Consider the following 17,327-nt stretch of genomic DNA (forward strand, 5'->3'; position numbering starts at 1 on the left):
CGGGGCCCGACTGGCTTAGCTGCTTTCCGGGACCATGGCGCCTGTGACCGGCGAGGGCTGTTCGACACTGACAACCGTCAATTCGTGCTTGCGGCCGTCGCGCGCCGTCCACGCGATCGACTGGCCCGTCGAAAGGCCGATGAGGGCGGCGCCGATCGGCGTGAGGATCGAGATCCTGTTCTGCGCAATGTCCGCTTCGCCCGGGAAGACCAGCGTCACGCGCCTTTGCTGGGCGCTGTCCGAGCGAAACGCCACGGTCGATCCCATCCGGACGACATCCGCCGGGACGGATGCGGCCGGGACAATCCTGGCCCGGTCCAGCTCGATCTGCAGTTCCTCCGCAGCCTCCGGGAACCGGTCGTACGCGTCCGCGGCCAGATTGATGAGGCGCTTATGATCGATATCGCTGACGATTATCCTGGGCTTGCGGCTGCTCTTCTTTGATTGGGTCATGATTTCCGATGTCTCCTTCGATATGGCGCGCGGGTGCGTGCGGCACGAAGCGGCGCTGTGCGAATGCTGTGAATGCTGGGCGAAATGCCTGGGAAAACGAGGCTGCGCGAAGCTGCGATGAAATTGCGTCCCCGGAGCTCGGGGCGCATGCCGAGCCCCAGGGCTACAAATCTGCGATCGGGCGAATCCGGAAGAATGTGGCGCGTAAAATGATCATGCCCTCAGTTTGGACGCTTCACTGCCATTGTCAAGCCGGGCGGGGAGAAGCCATGGCCAAAGCCGGAGCGTCGCGGCTCGTCGTTCTATTTTCGCTGGACGACGTATCCCACCGCCGCGCCAAGCGCGATTCCTATGGCGATTCCGATCGGGATATTATTGATAACCGCGCCAACGGCGCCGCCGATGCCAATTCCGAGTGCGATTCCCAATGCCATGACGATAGCAGCTATCCGATCAATGTGGCGACGATTGGGGAGGAGCTCTGAAGCAGGCAGAGAGAGAATATCCGCGATTCAACCTGCCGGCTTCCGCGACCGGAAAAGCGTCCATTCGTCGACCACGCGCCCGTCGGGCAGATGGCAATAGCCAGCCTGCCCCTGCGCCTCCTCACGGATTTCCAGCCGGCCGCCAATATCGACACAATATACCGAGGCCGGATTTGGCATCCCGACGGATTTCTCCTGGGATGCGGTGCATCCGGCGATGCCGAGCAATGCCAGCCACAATATCCGGTACATGTGCAGGCCTCTCCTGATATCGGAGGAATCGGCTCCTCGAAGTACAGCTTGGAAGGCAGGCTGCGGCAAAACCCGTGAAAAAATCGCAAAAACACGCATCGGATTGCAGTGAAAAATGCAGTTTTTGTCGATTTATCTGGCAAAAATCAGCTATTTATCTGGTAGCGGAGGAGGGATTCGAACCCCCGACACAAGGATTATGATTCCTCTGCTCTAACCTACTGAGCTACTCCGCCCCCCGTATCGCGTCGATCAGGTTCCAGTCGGAGGACCCGTGCGATGCTTTGTTCCGTGGGAACGGCGCGGGTATAAGGTGGGGAACAATGCCGTGTCAAGCGTTCTTGATCACTGCCGAGACTTGTCTTCGCCCTTTTGCGTCGATAAGGGAGTGGCCGAAGGCAAAGGCATTGGTTGATGGCACCGCGTATTGCAGTATTGGGTTGCGGCTATTGGGGCAGCAATCATATCCGTACATTGAAGGGACTTGGCGCGCTTTACGCCGTCTCGGACCAGAATTCCGACCGTGCCGCGGGCTTCGCGGCGGAGCACGGCGTGCTCCATATCCCGGTCGAGGAACTTTTCACCCGCGATGACGTGGATGCCATCGTGCTGGCGCTGCCGCCGCAGTTTCACGCCGAATATGCGACCCGCGCCGTCACCAACGGCAAGGACGTGCTGGTGGAAAAGCCGATCGCGCTGACGGTGGCCGACGCGGAGGCTGAGGTGAAGGCGGCGCGCGACAATGGCCGCATCTTCATGGTCGGTCATGTCCTGCGCTTTCACCCTGCCTTTGAAAAGCTTCTGGAACTCGTCAAATCAGGCGAGCTCGGCGAGGTGCGCTACATCCACTCGCATCGTCTCGGCCTCGGCAAGTTCCACACCGAGAACGACGCGCTCTGGGACCTTGCGCCGCATGATCTCTCGATGATCCTGGCCCTGACGGGCAGCGAACCGATCGAGATCCGTGGCGAGGGGGCCGCGCTTCTCGACCATTTGAGCGATTTCGCGCATCTGCACCTGAAATTTCCCGGCGATCTGCGCGGCCATCTCTTTGCCTCGCGTCTCAATCCCTATCGCGAGCGCCGCCTGACGGTGGTGGGCACAAAGGCGATGGCCGTATTCGACGATGTGGAGCAATGGGAGCGCAAGCTCGCCGTCTACCGCCATGCGGTCTGGCAGGACAACGGGCAGTGGGCGTTCACCGCCGAGGAGCCGACCTACATACCGGTGGGCGAGGGTATGCCGCTCACCCGCGAGTGCCAGCATTTTATAGAATGCATCCAGACCCGCGCGACGCCACGCACCAATGGCGAGGAGGCGATCAACGTGTTGCGCATCCTGACCGCCGGCACCGTCACCCATGGCAAGCGGCCGGGATGAATTTTCGCCAAAATCCCGACACAGGGATGTGATCGGCATACGGTGACAACGGTCTCAAGCGTTGTTACATACCCGATCAAACTTTGAACGGCGGCCCGATGGAAGCCGCCCGAATGAGGCGTTACACAGTCCCACCGGATTCGCGCAAGCTTGGGCCGCGGATCCATTTTAGCCGCATGACCTTATACGAGAAGTCCGCAACTTTTCGGGATCATGCTAGTCGTCATTGGAGCAGACATGCAATTCATCGATCTGGCGGCGCAACGCGAGCGCATCGGAGACCGGCTGAACGCGGCGATCGCCAAGGTAGTGGCCGACGGGCGCTATATTCTCGGCCCCGAAGTCGCGGAATTCGAGAAGAAACTTGCCGATTATGTCGGCGTCCAGCATGTCATCGCCTGCGCGAACGGCACGGATGCGCTGTTGATGCCGCTGATGGCGCGCGGCATCGGGCCGGGCGACGCCGTCTTCTGCCCGAGCTTCACCTTCGCGGCAACGGCCGAGGTGGTGGCGCTTGCCGGCGCGGAGCCGGTCTTCGTTGACGTCGACCCCGACAGCTACAACATGGATGTCGCGCAGCTCGAGGCGGCGATTGCCGAAATTCGCAGGGAAGGGCGTCTTCAGCCGAAGGCGATCATTCCGGTCGACCTGTTCGGCCTTGCCGCCGAGTACAACAAGATCGCGGCGCTTGCCGAGCGCGAGGGGCTATTCGTCATCGAGGACGCGGCGCAATCCATCGGCGGAAAGCGCGACAACATGATGTGCGGCGCCTTCGGTCATGTCGCGGCGACGAGCTTCTATCCGGCCAAGCCGCTCGGCTGCTACGGCGATGGCGGCGCGATGTTCACCAACGACGGCGGACTGGCCGAGACGCTGCGCTCCGTGCTGTTCCACGGCAAGGGCGAGACGCAATATGACAATGTGCGCATCGGCTTGAATTCCCGCCTCGACACGATCCAGGCGGCGATCCTGATCGAGAAGCTCGCCATTCTCGAGGACGAGATGGAAGCGCGTCAGGCGGTGGCGAAGCGTTATGCCGACGGGCTGAAGGATGTGGTGAAGGTTCCCCACATTCCTTCCGGTTACCGTTCGGCCTGGGCGCAATATTCGATCGAGAGCGAGAACCGCGACGGCCTCAGGGCGCATCTGACCGCCGCCGGCATTCCTTCGGTCATCTATTATGTCAAGCCGCTGCACCTCCAGACGGCCTACAAGCATTATCCGGTGGCCCCCGGCGGCCTGCCGGTGTCTGAGGTGCTGCCGGAGCGCATCCTGAGCCTGCCGATGCATCCCTATCTGGCAAAGGACGATCAGGACAGCATCATCGACGCCATCCGCGCATTCCATGGGAAGAAGGGGTAGGTATCTGCTGCCTTTGGGTGGCTACCTTCGGAAACGCCGACAGGCCAGAAGGGGGTGTCACCACGCCCGCTTGCCGCGTCTGGTCATTGAGAAGAATACCCCGAACCGGGAATGGGAAGACGGGCGGTCTTGCCAACGCTCATTATAAATTCAATTGCGGCCGCAAGACCGCCCGTCGGCGATGTCCGTCCGTTCCGCTTGGGGAAGAGCTAGGGATCGTCGCGGGAGCTTCATTCACCCACGTCCCGTCTCGGCCCTTCCCGTGAGGGGAAACCTGGACGAAGCCTCCCAGTTCACCACTGCGTCAGCGGTCAACCGGAAGCGCCGGTCCTTCCCCGCGAGACCCGCCGTCGCGAGCCGCGTTCCCGCGGGAAGAACTGAGGGCAAGGATAAGGGCAGGGCGGGAACTGTGGGATAAGTTTTTGGGGAGAGAAGCTGTTGTGGCCGCTTCTGCCGTTCCGGAGTGGATCATCGGGTCAAGCCCGATGATGACGAAGGGGCGTGTTGTGCTTCGCAACACCGTCTGGAAGAGGGAGCCAGGAAACAACTACTCCGGTTTCTTCAGGCTGCGGATGCGGTCGGCGAGGCTTTCCGGCGCGTCCTTGGCGCTCTTTGTTTCCGCCTGTTCCAGCGCCTTGCGGATGGGGGATTGCGAGCCTTCGCGCTCCGCGGTCATGGCGACGACCTCGGCAGCGAGTTCCTGCATCTGTTCGCGCAGGGCGTCGTCTGCCGCAGTCTGGTCGGCTTTCGTCTCGGTCTTCTCCCGTGCGGGGGAGGTGGCTCCGCCCTTGCGCAGCCGCGCCAGGTCGCTTTCGCGCCGTTCCAGCTTCTCCCGCGCGTCGGTGAGATTTGCCAATAGCCGCTCCAGCTTCTTTTCCAGCGCCGCATTGCGCTTGCGCTCGCTTGCGAGGGCGGCCTGGGTGGATTTCACTTCCGCCGACAATTCGCGCTGCGTTGCATCGATTTTCTTGCGATCGTGCCGCATATCGTCCAGTTCTCCGGTCAGCCTTCCCAATTCGGTTTCGCGCACGGCGATCTCTATGCGCAGCGTGTCCGCATCGCTTGAAAGTTCGCTATGACGCAGCTGCAGCGTCTCCAGCTCGCCCTTGTGCCGTTCGAGGCTCTGTTCCGCGGCGGCAAGCGTGCTGGAAGTCGACGCCAGCTCGCGCTCGCGTTCGTCCTGGCGCTGGCGCAACGCGTCCAGCTCGCGTTCCAGCACGGAGAGCCGCTTCAGTTTTTCATGGTTGGCGCCGAGCTCGATCTTCTGCCCGGCATGTTTCTCATTGAGCGCCTTTAGGCGCATTTCGAGCTTGCGCACCGCCATCGCGTGCTCTGCACGCAGGCTGTCCTTGTCGGCCTGGATTTCGTTGAGTGTCAGCGGCACCTCTGTCTCGACGCGCCGCCGCGTCAGGACGGTGGCGCGCCGCCAGATGGAGGGTGCGACCAGCGCCGCAAGGAAGGCGGCGCTGAGAAAGCCGAGGATGAAGAAGAGGGCGGACTCGATCACTTCCGGGACCAGAAACTGTTGCGCGCACCCGGGCGTCCCGCACCCTGCCGGGTGCCCGAAAGACGTTCGGGAGCGTTGAAAAGCTGCACGATTTTGTCCCTAAACAACTGCGATTTAAGGAGCCGTGCCACAGAATGACACAAGCACGGCTCCTAATCCAGCATGCTCATCTCTACAGCGCCGTGCGTCTATTAGGACGCACAAAGGACACTGTAAGTTATTGAATCTACGCTATCCAGGCTTTCTGAAAATCGATTCCGATTTTCAGACCGATGCTGTAGATCAGAACGGATTCCAGGTCGGTGAGCCCGTCAGCTTGAGATAGCCGATGTTGACGCCGAGGCGGGCGCCGACGCCGGTGCGCACCGGAACGAGCAGGATATTCTCGCGTTTCAACACGTTGAAGCCGACACCGGCGATGAGATAGGCCGAGCCGGAAACGCCGGCATAGCGACCGTACATGCTCTGGATATCGTCGAGATTATAGACGAGCATCATGACGCGCGAGCCCTGGCCGCCGAAATCCCAGCCGAGCGACGGGCCCTGCCAGAATGTCTTATGGTCGCCGGCGTTCTTGGTATAGAGCGTGCCCTCGCCATAGGTCAGGCCGCCGATGAACGCGCCGGAGCCTTCCTCGCCCAATATGTAGCCATTGGGCAGGCCGTAGCTCTGGAAGATCTTCTCGATCGCGGTGGCGATGCCGCCGGAGGTGGAGCCGAAGAACCGGTGGCCGGATTCGACGATCTCCTCCATCGTATAGGTTTCGTTGGCGCGCGCCTGAGAGGCAAGCACGAGCGTTGCCATGAGCAACGCGATAAAACCCGCCGCTAGCCGCAGGCGGGACGGGGACAGGGATAGAGAGGCCATTTATTTTTCCTTCTGGCTGCTCGCTTCTCTGTCTGACGCTGGAACCCTGAAGAGAACGGGCATACGGATCTTGCGTCCGCTTTGCCGAATCATCGTTATTACAAGACTAATTGTTTGCCAAATCCTTATGGTTCGATCTTGGCAATTCGATGACTGGGACGTTGGCTGAGGCATGCCGGCCGCCATCGGCTTTTCTTGCCGTCGGCGAAAGGCATGTGTATCCAGAGTACCGGTAAAACCGGGCGATTCGGCCCGGGAATGTGAAATTCATGCCCCCTCCGATTGCCTGTCGAAGGCGATCCTGCTGTCCGGAGATATGTCCATGCCCTTGCCCGTCGTCCTTTCCGCAGCCGATCTCGGCGCTCTTTTGTGCAGCCGCATCTGCCATGACATCATCTCGCCAGTCGGCGCCATCAACAATGGCCTCGAACTCCTGGAGGAGGGCGGCGCGGACGAGGATGCGATGAACCTCATCAAGGCGAGCGCGCGCAACGCGTCCGCCAGGCTGCAGTTCGCGCGCATCGCCTTCGGCGCGGCCGGATCGGCCGGCGTCCAGATCGATACCGGCGACGCGCAGAACGTGGCGACCGAATATATGAAGGGCGAGAAGGCCGAATTCTCCTGGAACGGCAACCGCGTCCTGTTGCCGAAGAACAAGGTGAAGCTGCTGCTCAACCTGATCCTCATCGGCAATGCGGCGATCCCGCGCGGCGGCTCGCTTTCGATCGCCATCGAGAATGCGGAAACCGAGCCGCGCTTTACCGTCACGGCCAAGGGGCCGATGCTGCGTGTGCCGCCGAAATTCTTGGAGCTGCATAGCGGCAAGGCGCCGGAAGAGCCCGTCGATGCGCATTCCGTGCAGCCCTATTACACCCTGCTCCTGGCCCAGGAAGCGGGCATGACCATCTCCATTCACGCCACGGCGGAGGAGATTGTTTTTTCGGCGGTGTGAGGGGTCTGAAGGCAGGTAGCTAAAACTTTACCCTGCCGCTTGGGCCTTTTTTCACGGGCGGCGGTTAGGCTTGCGTCTCAAGAACCAGAGGGGACGCAAACAAAATGACGCGCTGTCTTATCATCGACGATTCATCGGTCATCAGAAAGGTCGCCAGGCGGATCCTGTCCGACAGCGCAATGACCATCGCCGACGTGGCGAACGGCTCGCAGGCGATTGAGCATTGCATGGCCGAGATGCCCGATGTCGTTCTTCTCGACAGCGATCTCCCCGACCTGCCGACGCTCGAGATCATCGGCGCGATAAGGGAGCTTCCGGGCGGCAAAGACGCCAGGATCGTGCTCTGCCTCAACGAGGTGGACCTGACCAAGATCATGCGCGCCAAGCGCGCCGGCGCATCCGGCTATATGCTCAAGCCTTTCGACAGGCCTTATCTGACGGCGCAGTTCGCCGATTATTTCCAAGCCGCCTGAAAGCAAAAAGCCCCGCAACAGGCGGGGCTTTCATGAATGCAGTTTGCGGCTACAGCGCCGTGCGTCCGTTAGGACGCTGTAAGCTATTGAATCTACGCTATCCAAGCTTTCCCAAAATCGATTCCGATTTTCAGGCCGATGCTGTAGATCAGGCGATCTCGCGCAGATCGTCGGTTTCGGGCTCGCGCAGCACATAGCCGCGGCCCCAGACGGTCTCGATATAGCTCTGGTTTCCGGAGACGGCGTCGAGCTTTTTGCGCAGCTTGCAGATGAAGACGTCGATGATCTTGAGCTCGGGCTCGTCCATGCCACCATAGAGATGGTTCAGGAACATTTCCTTGGTGAGCGTCGTGCCCTTGCGCAGGGAAAGCAGCTCCAGCATCTGGTATTCCTTGCCGGTCAGATGCACGCGCTGGCCGGCGACCTCGACGGTCTTGGCGTCGAGATTGACGATGAGATCGCCCGTGGTGATGACCGACTGGGCATGACCCTTGGAGCGGCGGACAATGGCATGGATGCGGGCGACAAGCTCGTCCTTGTGGAACGGCTTGGTCATATAGTCGTCCGCGCCGAAGCCGAGACCGCGAACCTTGTCCTCGATGCCGGCCATGCCGGAGAGGATGAGGATCGGCGTCTTGACCTTGGACAGGCGCAGGGTGCGCAGCACCTCGTAGCCGGACATGTCGGGCAAGTTCAGGTCGAGCAGGATGATGTCGTAATCATAAAGCTTGCCGAGATCGACACCCTCTTCGCCGAGGTCCGTCGTGTAAACGTTGAAGCTTTCCGACTTGAGCATCAACTCGATGCTCTGCGCTGTCGCACTGTCGTCTTCAATCAAAAGAACGCGCATCTTTTCAAATCCCCTTTCCGCCGCCGAACAGGTCTGGTCCCTCAAAGCAGCACACGGAACAGTCGTTGCCTTTGTATGAAGGTTGCCAGCAAATGGTTAACAAAATCTGATTCCACTTGGCAAGCGGAATTGGATCTTAATTAAAAATTTGCCGTATTTCCCTGATTCATCTCATGAAATCCAATGCAGAAAGTCTGATTTTCCACATTAAGAATCCTGTCTAAGTGATTCTTCCGACTCGATGTTTCCTTGTTGCAGAAAAGCCACAGGGGATTTACCGAGCCTTAAGTCCTAACGCGTATGATTAATGCTGCTCGTAAAAAAAAGGTTACCAAACCGGTGAATCTTTAATTTTGTGTTTCGTTTTGGAAGCGTGATTCTGATGCGGGACATAAGGGCTGGTTCGAAATGGGGACGCGCCGCGCTCCCGCTTGAGCCAAGATTTCCGGTGTTCAAGGAGTATTGCGTATGAAACCGCGTGAGAGCCTCGTGAGGCTTAAACTGTTCCAGGTAAAGGAAAAACGCCGGCAGTTGGGCCAGCTCGACCTGATGATGGGCGAATTCGAGCGCATGGCCGCCGAACTCGATGCGCAGATCCAGTCGGAGGAGAAGAAGGCCGGGATCACCGATATGTCGCACTTCGCCTATCCGACCTTCGCCAAGGCCGCGCGCCAGCGCCGCGACAATCTCTTTGTGTCGATCCGGGATCTGACGGCGCAGAAGGAAGCCGCCGAAGCGGCCCTTGCCGAAGCGGAAGCCGAGCTCGCCAAGGCGGAGGCGCTGGAGGAGCGAGACGGGAAAGCCCGTGATACGGAGGAGCGCCCGGCGCCCGACCGGCGCGCGATGATCGGCTAACAGTTCTCCGTGAGACAACGGATTTATCAATAGGCTTGCCGATCTTCGGGCAGGCCTATCTCTGCTGGACGACGTCGCCCCAATCGGCATGGCGCAGTGACTGGGCGCGCATGAACGGGCAAAGCGGCATGATCTTCCAGCCGCCCTTGCGCGCATCCTCCACCGCGTGGAGCGCCAGCGCCTGGCCCACACCCTTTCCCCGCAATGCGTCCGGCACCGCCGTATGATCGACGATGATCAGGCCGGCATTGACGCGCGAGAAGGTCATCTCGGCCTCGTGGCCGGCCAGTTTCGCGACATAGCGGCCGCCAGAGCCGGTGTCTTCCTTGCTGATTGCGATTTGATCGTTCAACGGTGGACTCCGTTCACTTCTCGGGGATCTGCTTTATGGAGCGCCAAACCAAAAATGGCCAGCCCAAGGGCCGGCCATCCGGTAATCATTGAAGTGCAAATGACCAATATTTAATGGCGATATTGCTGAATACGGGTCGTCCGCAGACCTGCGAGACCATGCTCGTCGATCGAGGACTGCCAGGATAGAAACTCCTCCACCGTCAAGGTGTAGCGCTGGCATGCCTCCTCAAGGCTGAGAAGGCCACCGCGGACGGCGGCGACAACCTCTGCCTTGCGGCGAATGACCCAGCGCCGCGTATTGGCGGGCGGAAGATCGGCAATGGTCAGCGGGCTGCCATCGGGGCCGATAACATATTTGACACGTGGTCTTACCAGATCGGTCATTGTACTCTCTACACAACACTCAAGGACCTAATCGCAAGCCACGATAGTGCGACAGCTTTAAAATTTGACTAAGCAGGCGGTAATGCTCTGGTAACGAATAGTGCTTCGTATCTTAATCTTTTTTTATTCTATTTCGATGGATCGGACGGGAATGCGGGCCCGCATGTCGCAAATGAATGCGGCATCTTGGCAAAGGCGTGCGGTTTGCCCTATATAAAAAGTGCGTCTCCGACAGACGCGTGAAGATTGTATGATCCCGAGAAACAGCAGGGCATCTGCCCTATAAGCCGGACCCGCTCATGACACTGAACAGCCTTGATCTGCCGGGCAAGCCGGAGGACACCCGCGTCGTCGTCGCCATGTCGGGGGGAGTCGATTCATCGGTGGTGGCCGGAATCCTGAAGCGCGAGGGCTATGACGTCGTCGGCGTGACGCTGCAGCTCTATGATCATGGCGCAGCCGTGCACCGCGCCGGGTCGTGCTGCGCTGGCCAGGATATCGAGGATGCGCGGCGGGTTTCGGAAAGCTTGGGCATCCCGCATTATGTGCTCGATTACGAGGCGCGTTTCCGCGAGGCGGTGATCGATCCCTTCGCCAACAGCTATGTCAGCGGCGAAACACCGATCCCGTGCGTTTCCTGCAACCAGACGGTCAAGTTCGCTGATCTCTTGCAGACGGCGCAGGACCTCGGCGCGGCGGCGCTGGCCACCGGGCATTATATCCGCAGCCGCGCCAATGGCGCGCATCGTTCTCTTTACCGCCCGGTCGATACGGATCGCGACCAGAGCTATTTCCTCTTCGCCACCACGCAGGAGCAGATCGATTACCTCCGCTTCCCGCTCGGCCATCTGCCGAAAAGTGAGGTCAGGGCGATCGCCGAGGAGTTGGGCCTGACCGTCGCCAAGAAGCAGGACAGCCAGGACATCTGCTTCGTGCCCCAGGGCAAATATTCCGACATCATCGCCAAGTTGAAGCCGGAAGCGGCCAATCCCGGCGAGATCGTGCATATAGACGGGCGCGTGCTTGGGTCGCATGACGGTATCGTCCACTATACGATCGGCCAGCGCCGCGGCATCGGCGTTGCAACCGGCGAGCCGCTCTATGTCGTGCATCTCGACGCCGCGCAGGCTCGCGTCATCGTCGGTCCGCGCGAGGCGCTGGAGACGCACAAGGTGTTTCTGCGCGACGTCAACTGGCTGGGCGATGGCCCACTTGGGGATATTCCGGCCACCGGCTTCGAGGTTTACGCCAAGGTCCGCTCCACCCGCCCGCCGCGTCCGGCGGTGCTGCATCACGCCAATGGCGAGACCTGGGTGGAACTCAACGACGGCGAAAGCGGCATCGCGCCGGGGCAGGCCTGTGTGCTCTATTCCGACGACAGCAATGCAGCGCGCGTCTTCGGCGGCGGCTTCATCGGCCGATCGGAACGCGCTCCGCAGGCGGAGGAAATGCTGCGCCGGCTGAGCGGCCAGGCCTCGCGCGCCTCGGCGGCTTAATCGTTCGAATCATCCGCAGCAGAACGTGACGCTAGAGCGCTTCAGTGTTTAACAGAAGCGGCGTTTCTATGCTCCGGTGACCGGCCTCGAGGTGATGGCGAGCTTGGCGAGATCAAAGCATCGCAATTGCGTCACACTGGGGCCCCGACCCGGATATCCATTCCGGACCGTCGAAATAACATCCATTGTCTGATATGCGGGCGCTGCATCGCCGTTCCGGAATGGATCATCGGATCAAGTCCGATGATGACGTCAGTGTGGTGCGTGCCCGCCTTCCCACCGCGTCCGGCTGTACGGAACGGCCCGAAGATCGAGCGGTCCTATCGAAACAGGCGCCGTTCTAAAATCACGAAAACCGGCTGAAGCGCGAGAGCGCTATGCCGGACGCGGTGGCGACGTTGAGGCTGTCGAAATCGGCCGACATCGGAATGCGGGCGGTGCGCAGCCGCTCGAGCAGCGCTTTTGGCAGACCTTCGCCTTCGGTGCCGAACAAGAGCGCCAGCCGCGGGGCGGAAGGAGCATCATAGATGCTCTGCGCGCCCGAGGGGCTCAGCGCCAGCGTCTCGAAACCTTCGCGCGCCAATGCCGCCATGATGTCGTCGATCGTGCCTTGCCGAGCATAGGGGACCTTCAGCGTGGCGCCGACGGAAACGCGGATAGCCTTGCGATAAAGCGGATCGCAGCAGGTCTCGTCCATCAGCACGCAATCGGCCTCGAAGGCGGCGGCGTTGCGGAAGATCGAGCCGACATTGTCGTGATTGGAGATGCCGCAGAGGACGGTGACGAGCGCCCGGTCGGGAAGGCCGGAAAGCAGTTCGGCGGGGGAGGGGGCGGCCTTGCGTCGGCCGATCGCCAATATGCCGCGATGGACATGGAAGCCGGCGATGCCGTCCATGATATCTTGCGAAACGCAGTAGACGGGAACCGTCGGCGGGCAGAGGCGCAATTGCTGCTCGAGGCCGTTCAATCGGCTTTCCAGGACAAGCAGCGATTCCGCCTCGAAACGGGCCGAGGACAGCAGGACATTGAGGACTACCTTGCCCTCGGCAATGAAGCGCTCGCTGCGCCCGACGAGATCCCTTTCTCGGATATTGCGATAGGGCGCAAGGCGCGGATCATCGGCATTATCGATTTTGAGGACGCGTTCTTCCGGGCGAAAGCCTGAATTCATCCCGGCTTTCGCCCGTTTATCCGTCATTGCCTGATCTGATCGCTGGCGGATTTTGCACCCATATAGAGGCTGTCGAGCGTTGCAAGCATCAGCTCGATATGGTGCGACGACACGACATAATAGATCGTCTGCGCGTCACGCCGGGTCGAAACCAGATTGAGCGCCCGCAATTTCGCCAGATGCTGCGAAAGCGCCGACTGGCTCAGATTGACCGTCTTCGCCAGATGCCCCACGGACATTTCTTTCTTCAGCAATTCGCACAAGATCAGCAAACGCTTGTTATTTGCCAAAGCGGAAAGAAACCCTGCCGCCTGGTCAGCGTTTGCGATCAAATCCGCAAAATATCTCTCGGATTTCATATAGCCGTCCTACCCCCGTATGACTGCATGAAGCGTTGCTTTGTTAAGGCGATTGTCGCAAAAGCGCTATACAACTAACGATGGAATTTCTCGTTGCAAGTCCTTAATGCGTCCTATCCCAAGAATTTAATCACACTTTATTGAGTTTTGTTGGATTCCGGTACTTGCCGGCGCGCCTGCTTCGCCATCTGCACAAGCACCCGGTGAATGTCCTCCGCATTCTCCAGCGGCATATCGAAAAATACCCGGCGGGCATCATCATTATTCGACAGGAGATCGAAACCCTCCGCATCGATGCCGCTTATGCGCCAAATCTTGCTGCCCGCCCTGACATTGGCAAAATGGCGGGCATAGAGGGCGATCGCATCGGGATGGTCGCTGTTCATGTGGTCGAGCGCGGGCTGCTCGGCGGCCGCTATACCGGCGTTGGAACCATGGTGCGATATCAGGTCCTCGCCGGTCAGCACAAAAGCCTTGCCGAAGCCGCCATTGAGACTGGCGCCCTCCATCTCGAATCGGAAAAAGGTGAAATCGCCGAGATCGATATAGAGCCGCGCCTTCGGATGGCGGTTCAGATAGCGGCGGCGCAGGCGTTCATAATCGGGATCACTCCGCCCCACCTGATATGCGCTGCAGAGAAGCGTGATGCGCGGATGGGCGAGGGGGTCGCCCTTGCCGGGCTCGCCAAGGAGCAGCGAAGAGCGGCAATCGGCAAGAAGCGCCGGTGTGTGGGAGGAAAGCGCGGAGACGAGCACGATGGGCGCGCCATCGGTATCGGTCGCCACGGCCACCCGGCTGGCCAGCGGTCTGCCGGACTGCGGATCGAGAACCGCCAGCGCGCCATAGCGCGCGGTGCGCAGCAAGGTCTTTGCCAGACTCCGGGCATCGGTATCGGTCTCGCGGATGGTTTTGTTTTTGTCCGGCATCGTAGACCTATCAACTGCAGGATGCAGAATGTGCGATCTCATAAGACAAGCGGCATGGGTGTACAAGTTGCTTTCCAAGAAAACTTCACATCCCCGGTCAAGAAAACTTCGCGCCCGCAGTAATGGGCGGAGGCATTTACCAATGAAGCCATCATTCTTCCCCTTTCGTGCTTGACGGGCGTTCGCCGCGGCGCTGTTTCAAAAATCCATAATGTCGGCCAATCCGTTCCGCCGATTTGTTCTCGCGCAAGGTCGCACAGCGATTCTTACATTAACCGCCTCGGCGTGAGTCCCATCGGCGGGAGGCAGAACGGGTAAATCGACCGTGGATTTTGGCCTTGGTGAATCGCAATTTTCTCCCTCCCAACTGTTTATTAGAAATTTTTTCCACAGATTACCCTTACGTCAACTGTAAAAATGTTACTTTCTTTCAAGAAATGGGCTTGCAATGAATCGTGTCAGGAGCTTCCATGAGGCAGGCTGCGGGCAAGGGGTGTCCGCGGCAACAGTACCTCTTGGAGGCGGAATCATGAAACTCTACAAAAAAATGCTGGCCGCGACGGCGCTCGCCGTTCTGATGGCCGGAAGCGCTTCGGCCAAAACACTCGTCTATTGCTCGCCGGCTTCGCCGGAAGGCTTCGATCCGGCGGCCTATACCGGCGGTGATACGTTCGATGCTTCGTCGCGCACGGCCTATAACCGTCTGGTTGAGTTCAAGCATGGTGAGACCACGATCGAGCCGGGCCTTGCCGAAACCTGGGAAGTTTCGGAAGACGGCCTCGAATATACCTTCCACCTGCGCAAGGGCGTGAAGTTCCAGACCACCGATTTCTTCACGCCGACGCGTGAATTCAACGCCGACGACGTGATCTTCTCCTTCGAGCGCCAATCCAAGAAGGATGATCCGTGGCATGCCTACACGTCGGGCGTTTCCTACGAATATTTCGACAGCATGGAATTCCCGACGCTGATCAAGGAAATCAAGCGCGTCGACGATCACACGGTCACGTTCGTGCTCAGCCGTCCGGAAGCACCATTCCTGGCCGATCTGGCCATGGATTTCGCTTCGATCCTGTCGAAGGAATATGCCGACAAGCTGCAGGCCGACGGCAAGATGGACAATCTCAACCAGGCGCCGGTCGGCACCGGCCCCTTCACCTTCGTTGCCTACCAGAAGGACGCGGTCATCCGCTACAAGGCAAATCCGGATTACTGGAACGGCAAGCAGCCGATCGACGATCTCGTCTTTGCAATCACGACCGACCCGGCCGTGCGCGCGCAGAAGCTGAAGGCTGGTGAATGCCACATCATGTCCTATCCTGCGCCTGCCGATATCGAAGGGCTGAAGGCCGATTCGAACCTGAAGGTGGACGAACAGGCGGGCCTCAACGTCGCCTATTTCGCCTACAACACGCTGAAGGCGCCCTACGACAAGCCTGAAGTGCGCAAGGCGCTCAACATGGCGATCAACAAGCAGGCGATCATCGATGCCGTGTTCCAGGGCTCCGGCCAGGTCGCCAAGAACCCGATCCCGCCGACGATGTGGGGCTATAACGACGCGATCAAGGACGATCCGTACGATCCGGAAGCGGCCAAGAAGATGCTTGAGGAAGCCGGTGTCAAGGACCTCAAGATGAAGCTCTGGGCAATGCCGGTGAGCCGACCCTACATGCCGAACGCGCGCCGCACTGCCGAGCTCATGCAGTCGGATTTCGCCAAGGTGGGCGTGCAGGCCGAGATCGTCTCGATGGAATGGGGCGAATATCTCAAGAAGTCGTCCGACAAGGATCGTGACGGCTCCGTCATCCTCGGCTGGACGGGTGACAATGGCGATCCGGACAACTTCCTGGGCGTTCTGCTCGGCTGCGCCGGTGTCGGCAACAACAACCGCGCGCAGTGGTGCTACCAGCCATTCGAAGACCTGATCCAGAAGGCGAAGGTCGCCTCCAATCAGGAAGAGCGCGCCAAGCTTTATGAAGAGGCGCAGGTCATCTTCAAGGAGCAGGCGCCCTGGGCGACGCTGGCGCACTCCACGGTCTTCATGCCGATGTCGAGCAAGGTCAGCGGCTACAAGATGGATCCGGTCGGTATCCATCGCTTCGACGGCGTCGATATCGCCGAATAATATCTGACAACATGGCGGCCGGGCGCAGGACGGAAAAGGTCCCGCGCCCGGTTGGAGTTTTTGTACATGCTGCGTTTCATTTTCGGAAAACTGGCCTATCTGGTCCCGACCTTCATCGGCATCACGATCGTGGCTTTCGGGTTCGTGCGGGTGCTGCCGGGCGATCCGGTCCTCTTGATGGCGGGCGAGCGGGGCATCGCCCCGGAACGGCACGCCCAGCTGATGGCGCAATTCGGTTTCGATCGTCCGCTCTGGCAACAATATCTCGATTATCTCTGGCGGCTCGCGCATGGGGATTTCGGCACATCGCTGATCACCAAGAAGGCGGTGCTGACGGAGTTCCTGACGCTGTTTCCCGCCACCGTCGAGCTCGGCCTTTGCGCGATCATCCTGGCGACGCTCATCGGCATTCCGGCGGGCGTGCTCGCCGCGGTCAAGCGCGGTTCCTGGTTCGACCAGATATCCATGGGAACGGCGCTCGTCGGCTATTCCATGCCGATCTTCTGGTGGGGCCTGCTGTTGATCATCCTGTTCTCGGGCATTCTGCAGTGGACGCCCGTTTCGGGTCGCATTTCGCTTCTCTATTTCTTCCCGCCCGTCACCGGCTTCATGCTGATCGACAGCCTGTTGTCGGGTCAGAAGGGCGCCTTCGCCTCCGCCGTCTCGCATCTGGCGCTGCCGACCATCGTGTTGGCGACGATCCCGCTTGCCGTCATTGCGCGGCAGACCCGTTCCGCCATGCTGGAGGTGCTGGGCGAGGATTACGTGCGCACGGCGCGGGCCAAGGGCCTGCCGGTGCGCCGTGTCGTCGGCCTGCATGCCCTGCGCAATGCGATGATCCCCGTCATCACCACCATCGGCCTGCAGATCGGCGTGCTCATTGCCGGCGCGATCCTGACGGAAACGATCTTCTCCTGGCCCGGCATCGGCAAATGGATGATCGATTCCATCTTCCGCAGGGACTATCCTGCGGTGCAGGGCGGCCTGCTGCTGATCGCCATACTGGTCATGGTCGTCAACCTGATCGTCGACCTGCTCTACGGTCTGATCAATCCGCGTATCCGGCATAATTGAGG

The 17,327-nt window shown here is 60.0% G+C and carries 19 protein-coding genes and 1 tRNA gene; 8 read left to right on the forward strand and 12 right to left on the reverse strand.

Annotated features, from left to right (window positions below):
• Positions 1–15 precede the first annotated feature (15 nt).
• The 4 genes from rnk to ATN84_RS13935 all read right to left on the reverse strand — a co-directional run bounded on the left by rnk (position 16) and on the right by ATN84_RS13935 (position 1,426).
• Positions 16–453 (reverse strand): nucleoside diphosphate kinase regulator, encoded by a 438-nt coding sequence (rnk, locus tag ATN84_RS13920; protein WP_068882239.1) that lies wholly within the window; start codon positions 451–453, stop codon positions 16–18.
• A 302-nt stretch (positions 454–755) separates the two neighbouring features.
• On the reverse strand, positions 756–887 hold the full coding sequence (locus ATN84_RS28220) for a glycine zipper domain-containing protein (protein WP_483140690.1): 132 nt from the start codon (positions 885–887) through the stop codon (positions 756–758).
• A 78-nt stretch (positions 888–965) separates the two neighbouring features.
• Positions 966–1,190: a putative hemolysin gene (locus tag ATN84_RS13930; protein ID WP_068882241.1), complete on the reverse strand. Its 225-nt coding sequence runs from the start codon at positions 1,188–1,190 to the stop codon at positions 966–968.
• Between the two features lie 159 nt (positions 1,191–1,349).
• Positions 1,350–1,426 (reverse strand) — tRNA-Met (locus ATN84_RS13935).
• A 178-nt stretch (positions 1,427–1,604) separates the two neighbouring features.
• Here ATN84_RS13935 and ATN84_RS13940 point away from each other — a divergent pair.
• Positions 1,605–2,570, forward strand: coding sequence for a Gfo/Idh/MocA family protein (locus ATN84_RS13940; protein WP_068882242.1), 966 nt, complete (start codon positions 1,605–1,607; stop codon positions 2,568–2,570).
• Positions 2,571–2,807: 237 nt separating this feature from the next.
• A complete protein-coding gene (locus tag ATN84_RS13945) occupies positions 2,808–3,932 on the forward strand; it encodes a DegT/DnrJ/EryC1/StrS family aminotransferase (protein WP_068882243.1) in 1,125 nt (374 codons plus the stop codon).
• A gap of 547 nt (positions 3,933–4,479) precedes the next feature.
• Here ATN84_RS13945 and ATN84_RS13950 read toward each other — a convergent pair.
• A complete protein-coding gene (locus tag ATN84_RS13950; protein WP_068882244.1) occupies positions 4,480–5,439 on the reverse strand; it encodes a hypothetical protein in 960 nt (319 codons plus the stop codon).
• A 282-nt stretch (positions 5,440–5,721) separates the two neighbouring features.
• Positions 5,722–6,306 (reverse strand): DUF1134 domain-containing protein, encoded by a 585-nt coding sequence (locus ATN84_RS13955; protein ID WP_068882245.1) that lies wholly within the window; start codon positions 6,304–6,306, stop codon positions 5,722–5,724.
• 322 nt (positions 6,307–6,628) lie between these two features.
• Between ATN84_RS13955 and chpT the strand changes: the two genes are divergently transcribed.
• Together chpT and ATN84_RS13965 are read left to right on the forward strand one after the other, a co-directional pair.
• On the forward strand, positions 6,629–7,258 hold the full coding sequence (gene chpT, locus ATN84_RS13960) for a histidine phosphotransferase ChpT (protein WP_068882246.1): 630 nt from the start codon (positions 6,629–6,631) through the stop codon (positions 7,256–7,258).
• 104 nt (positions 7,259–7,362) lie between these two features.
• Complete coding sequence (locus tag ATN84_RS13965) at positions 7,363–7,731, forward strand: response regulator (RefSeq protein ID WP_068882247.1); 369 nt, start codon at positions 7,363–7,365, stop codon at positions 7,729–7,731.
• A 148-nt stretch (positions 7,732–7,879) separates the two neighbouring features.
• On the opposite strand, the gene ctrA is transcribed toward ATN84_RS13965, so the two are convergent.
• Positions 7,880–8,581: a response regulator transcription factor CtrA gene (gene ctrA, locus ATN84_RS13970; RefSeq protein ID WP_068882248.1), complete on the reverse strand. Its 702-nt coding sequence runs from the start codon at positions 8,579–8,581 to the stop codon at positions 7,880–7,882.
• Between the two features lie 468 nt (positions 8,582–9,049).
• On the opposite strand from ctrA, the gene ATN84_RS13975 reads away from it, so the two are divergent.
• Entirely contained in the window at positions 9,050–9,436 is a 387-nt protein-coding gene (locus tag ATN84_RS13975) for a flagellar export protein FliJ (protein WP_068882249.1), read from the forward strand.
• 55 nt (positions 9,437–9,491) lie between these two features.
• Here the strand turns inward: ATN84_RS13975 and ATN84_RS13980 are convergent, their stop codons facing one another.
• Positions 9,492–9,788: a GNAT family N-acetyltransferase gene (locus tag ATN84_RS13980; protein ID WP_425287404.1), complete on the reverse strand. Its 297-nt coding sequence runs from the start codon at positions 9,786–9,788 to the stop codon at positions 9,492–9,494.
• 110 nt (positions 9,789–9,898) lie between these two features.
• Positions 9,899–10,174 (reverse strand): CtrA inhibitor SciP, encoded by a 276-nt coding sequence (gene sciP / locus ATN84_RS13985; RefSeq protein WP_068882250.1) that lies wholly within the window; start codon positions 10,172–10,174, stop codon positions 9,899–9,901.
• Positions 10,175–10,473: 299 nt separating this feature from the next.
• Between sciP and mnmA the strand changes: the two genes are divergently transcribed.
• Positions 10,474–11,670 (forward strand): tRNA 2-thiouridine(34) synthase MnmA, encoded by a 1,197-nt coding sequence (mnmA, locus tag ATN84_RS13990; protein WP_201026373.1) that lies wholly within the window; start codon positions 10,474–10,476, stop codon positions 11,668–11,670.
• Positions 11,671–12,016: 346 nt separating this feature from the next.
• Here the strand turns inward: mnmA and ATN84_RS13995 are convergent, their stop codons facing one another.
• From ATN84_RS13995 to ATN84_RS14005, 3 genes are all read right to left on the reverse strand, one after another.
• A complete protein-coding gene (locus ATN84_RS13995) occupies positions 12,017–12,841 on the reverse strand; it encodes a TrmH family RNA methyltransferase (RefSeq protein ID WP_068882251.1) in 825 nt (274 codons plus the stop codon).
• A gap of 23 nt (positions 12,842–12,864) precedes the next feature.
• The gene (locus ATN84_RS14000; RefSeq protein WP_068882252.1) at positions 12,865–13,200 is read right to left on the reverse strand and encodes an ArsR/SmtB family transcription factor; all 336 of its coding nucleotides are present in this window, start codon (positions 13,198–13,200) and stop codon (positions 12,865–12,867) included.
• Between the two features lie 137 nt (positions 13,201–13,337).
• On the reverse strand, positions 13,338–14,126 hold the full coding sequence (locus ATN84_RS14005; protein WP_068882253.1) for a HugZ family pyridoxamine 5'-phosphate oxidase: 789 nt from the start codon (positions 14,124–14,126) through the stop codon (positions 13,338–13,340).
• 529 nt (positions 14,127–14,655) lie between these two features.
• On the opposite strand from ATN84_RS14005, the gene ATN84_RS14010 reads away from it, so the two are divergent.
• Both ATN84_RS14010 and ATN84_RS14015 read left to right on the forward strand, forming a co-directional pair.
• Positions 14,656–16,251 carry an ABC transporter substrate-binding protein gene (locus ATN84_RS14010; RefSeq protein WP_068882254.1) on the forward strand — a complete coding sequence of 532 codons (1,596 nt, stop codon included), beginning with the start codon at positions 14,656–14,658 and terminating at the stop codon, positions 16,249–16,251.
• Positions 16,252–16,317: 66 nt separating this feature from the next.
• Positions 16,318–17,325: an ABC transporter permease subunit gene (locus tag ATN84_RS14015; RefSeq protein WP_068882255.1), complete on the forward strand. Its 1,008-nt coding sequence runs from the start codon at positions 16,318–16,320 to the stop codon at positions 17,323–17,325.
• The last annotated feature ends 2 nt before the right edge of the window (positions 17,326–17,327 follow it).

Source organism: Paramesorhizobium deserti, assembly GCF_001558695.1.
GTDB classification, from domain to species: Bacteria; Pseudomonadota; Alphaproteobacteria; order Rhizobiales; family Rhizobiaceae; genus Paramesorhizobium; species Paramesorhizobium deserti.

Excerpts from the sequence above, each read along its gene's own strand:
- ATN84_RS28220 (WP_483140690.1), bottom strand. The coding sequence starts at position 887 with ATGGCATTGGGAATCGCACTCGGAATTGGCATCGGCGGCGCCGTTGGC.
- ATN84_RS14010 (WP_068882254.1), top strand. The coding sequence starts at position 14,656 with ATGAAACTCTACAAAAAAATGCTGGCCGCGACGGCGCTCGCCGTTCTG.
- ATN84_RS13940 (WP_068882242.1), top strand. The coding sequence starts at position 1,605 with ATGGCACCGCGTATTGCAGTATTGGGTTGCGGCTATTGGGGCAGCAAT.
- ATN84_RS14005 (WP_068882253.1), bottom strand. The coding sequence starts at position 14,126 with ATGCCGGACAAAAACAAAACCATCCGCGAGACCGATACCGATGCCCGG.
- ATN84_RS13965 (WP_068882247.1), top strand. The coding sequence starts at position 7,363 with ATGACGCGCTGTCTTATCATCGACGATTCATCGGTCATCAGAAAGGTC.
- mnmA (WP_201026373.1), top strand. The coding sequence starts at position 10,474 with ATGACACTGAACAGCCTTGATCTGCCGGGCAAGCCGGAGGACACCCGC.
- ATN84_RS13995 (WP_068882251.1), bottom strand. The coding sequence starts at position 12,841 with ATGAATTCAGGCTTTCGCCCGGAAGAACGCGTCCTCAAAATCGATAAT.
- ATN84_RS13955 (WP_068882245.1), bottom strand. The coding sequence starts at position 6,306 with ATGGCCTCTCTATCCCTGTCCCCGTCCCGCCTGCGGCTAGCGGCGGGT.
- ATN84_RS14015 (WP_068882255.1), top strand. The coding sequence starts at position 16,318 with ATGCTGCGTTTCATTTTCGGAAAACTGGCCTATCTGGTCCCGACCTTC.
- rnk (WP_068882239.1), bottom strand. The coding sequence starts at position 453 with ATGACCCAATCAAAGAAGAGCAGCCGCAAGCCCAGGATAATCGTCAGC.
- chpT (WP_068882246.1), top strand. The coding sequence starts at position 6,629 with ATGCCCTTGCCCGTCGTCCTTTCCGCAGCCGATCTCGGCGCTCTTTTG.
- ATN84_RS13945 (WP_068882243.1), top strand. The coding sequence starts at position 2,808 with ATGCAATTCATCGATCTGGCGGCGCAACGCGAGCGCATCGGAGACCGG.
- ATN84_RS13930 (WP_068882241.1), bottom strand. The coding sequence starts at position 1,190 with ATGTACCGGATATTGTGGCTGGCATTGCTCGGCATCGCCGGATGCACC.
- ATN84_RS13975 (WP_068882249.1), top strand. The coding sequence starts at position 9,050 with ATGAAACCGCGTGAGAGCCTCGTGAGGCTTAAACTGTTCCAGGTAAAG.
- sciP (WP_068882250.1), bottom strand. The coding sequence starts at position 10,174 with ATGACCGATCTGGTAAGACCACGTGTCAAATATGTTATCGGCCCCGAT.
- ATN84_RS14000 (WP_068882252.1), bottom strand. The coding sequence starts at position 13,200 with ATGAAATCCGAGAGATATTTTGCGGATTTGATCGCAAACGCTGACCAG.
- ctrA (WP_068882248.1), bottom strand. The coding sequence starts at position 8,581 with ATGCGCGTTCTTTTGATTGAAGACGACAGTGCGACAGCGCAGAGCATC.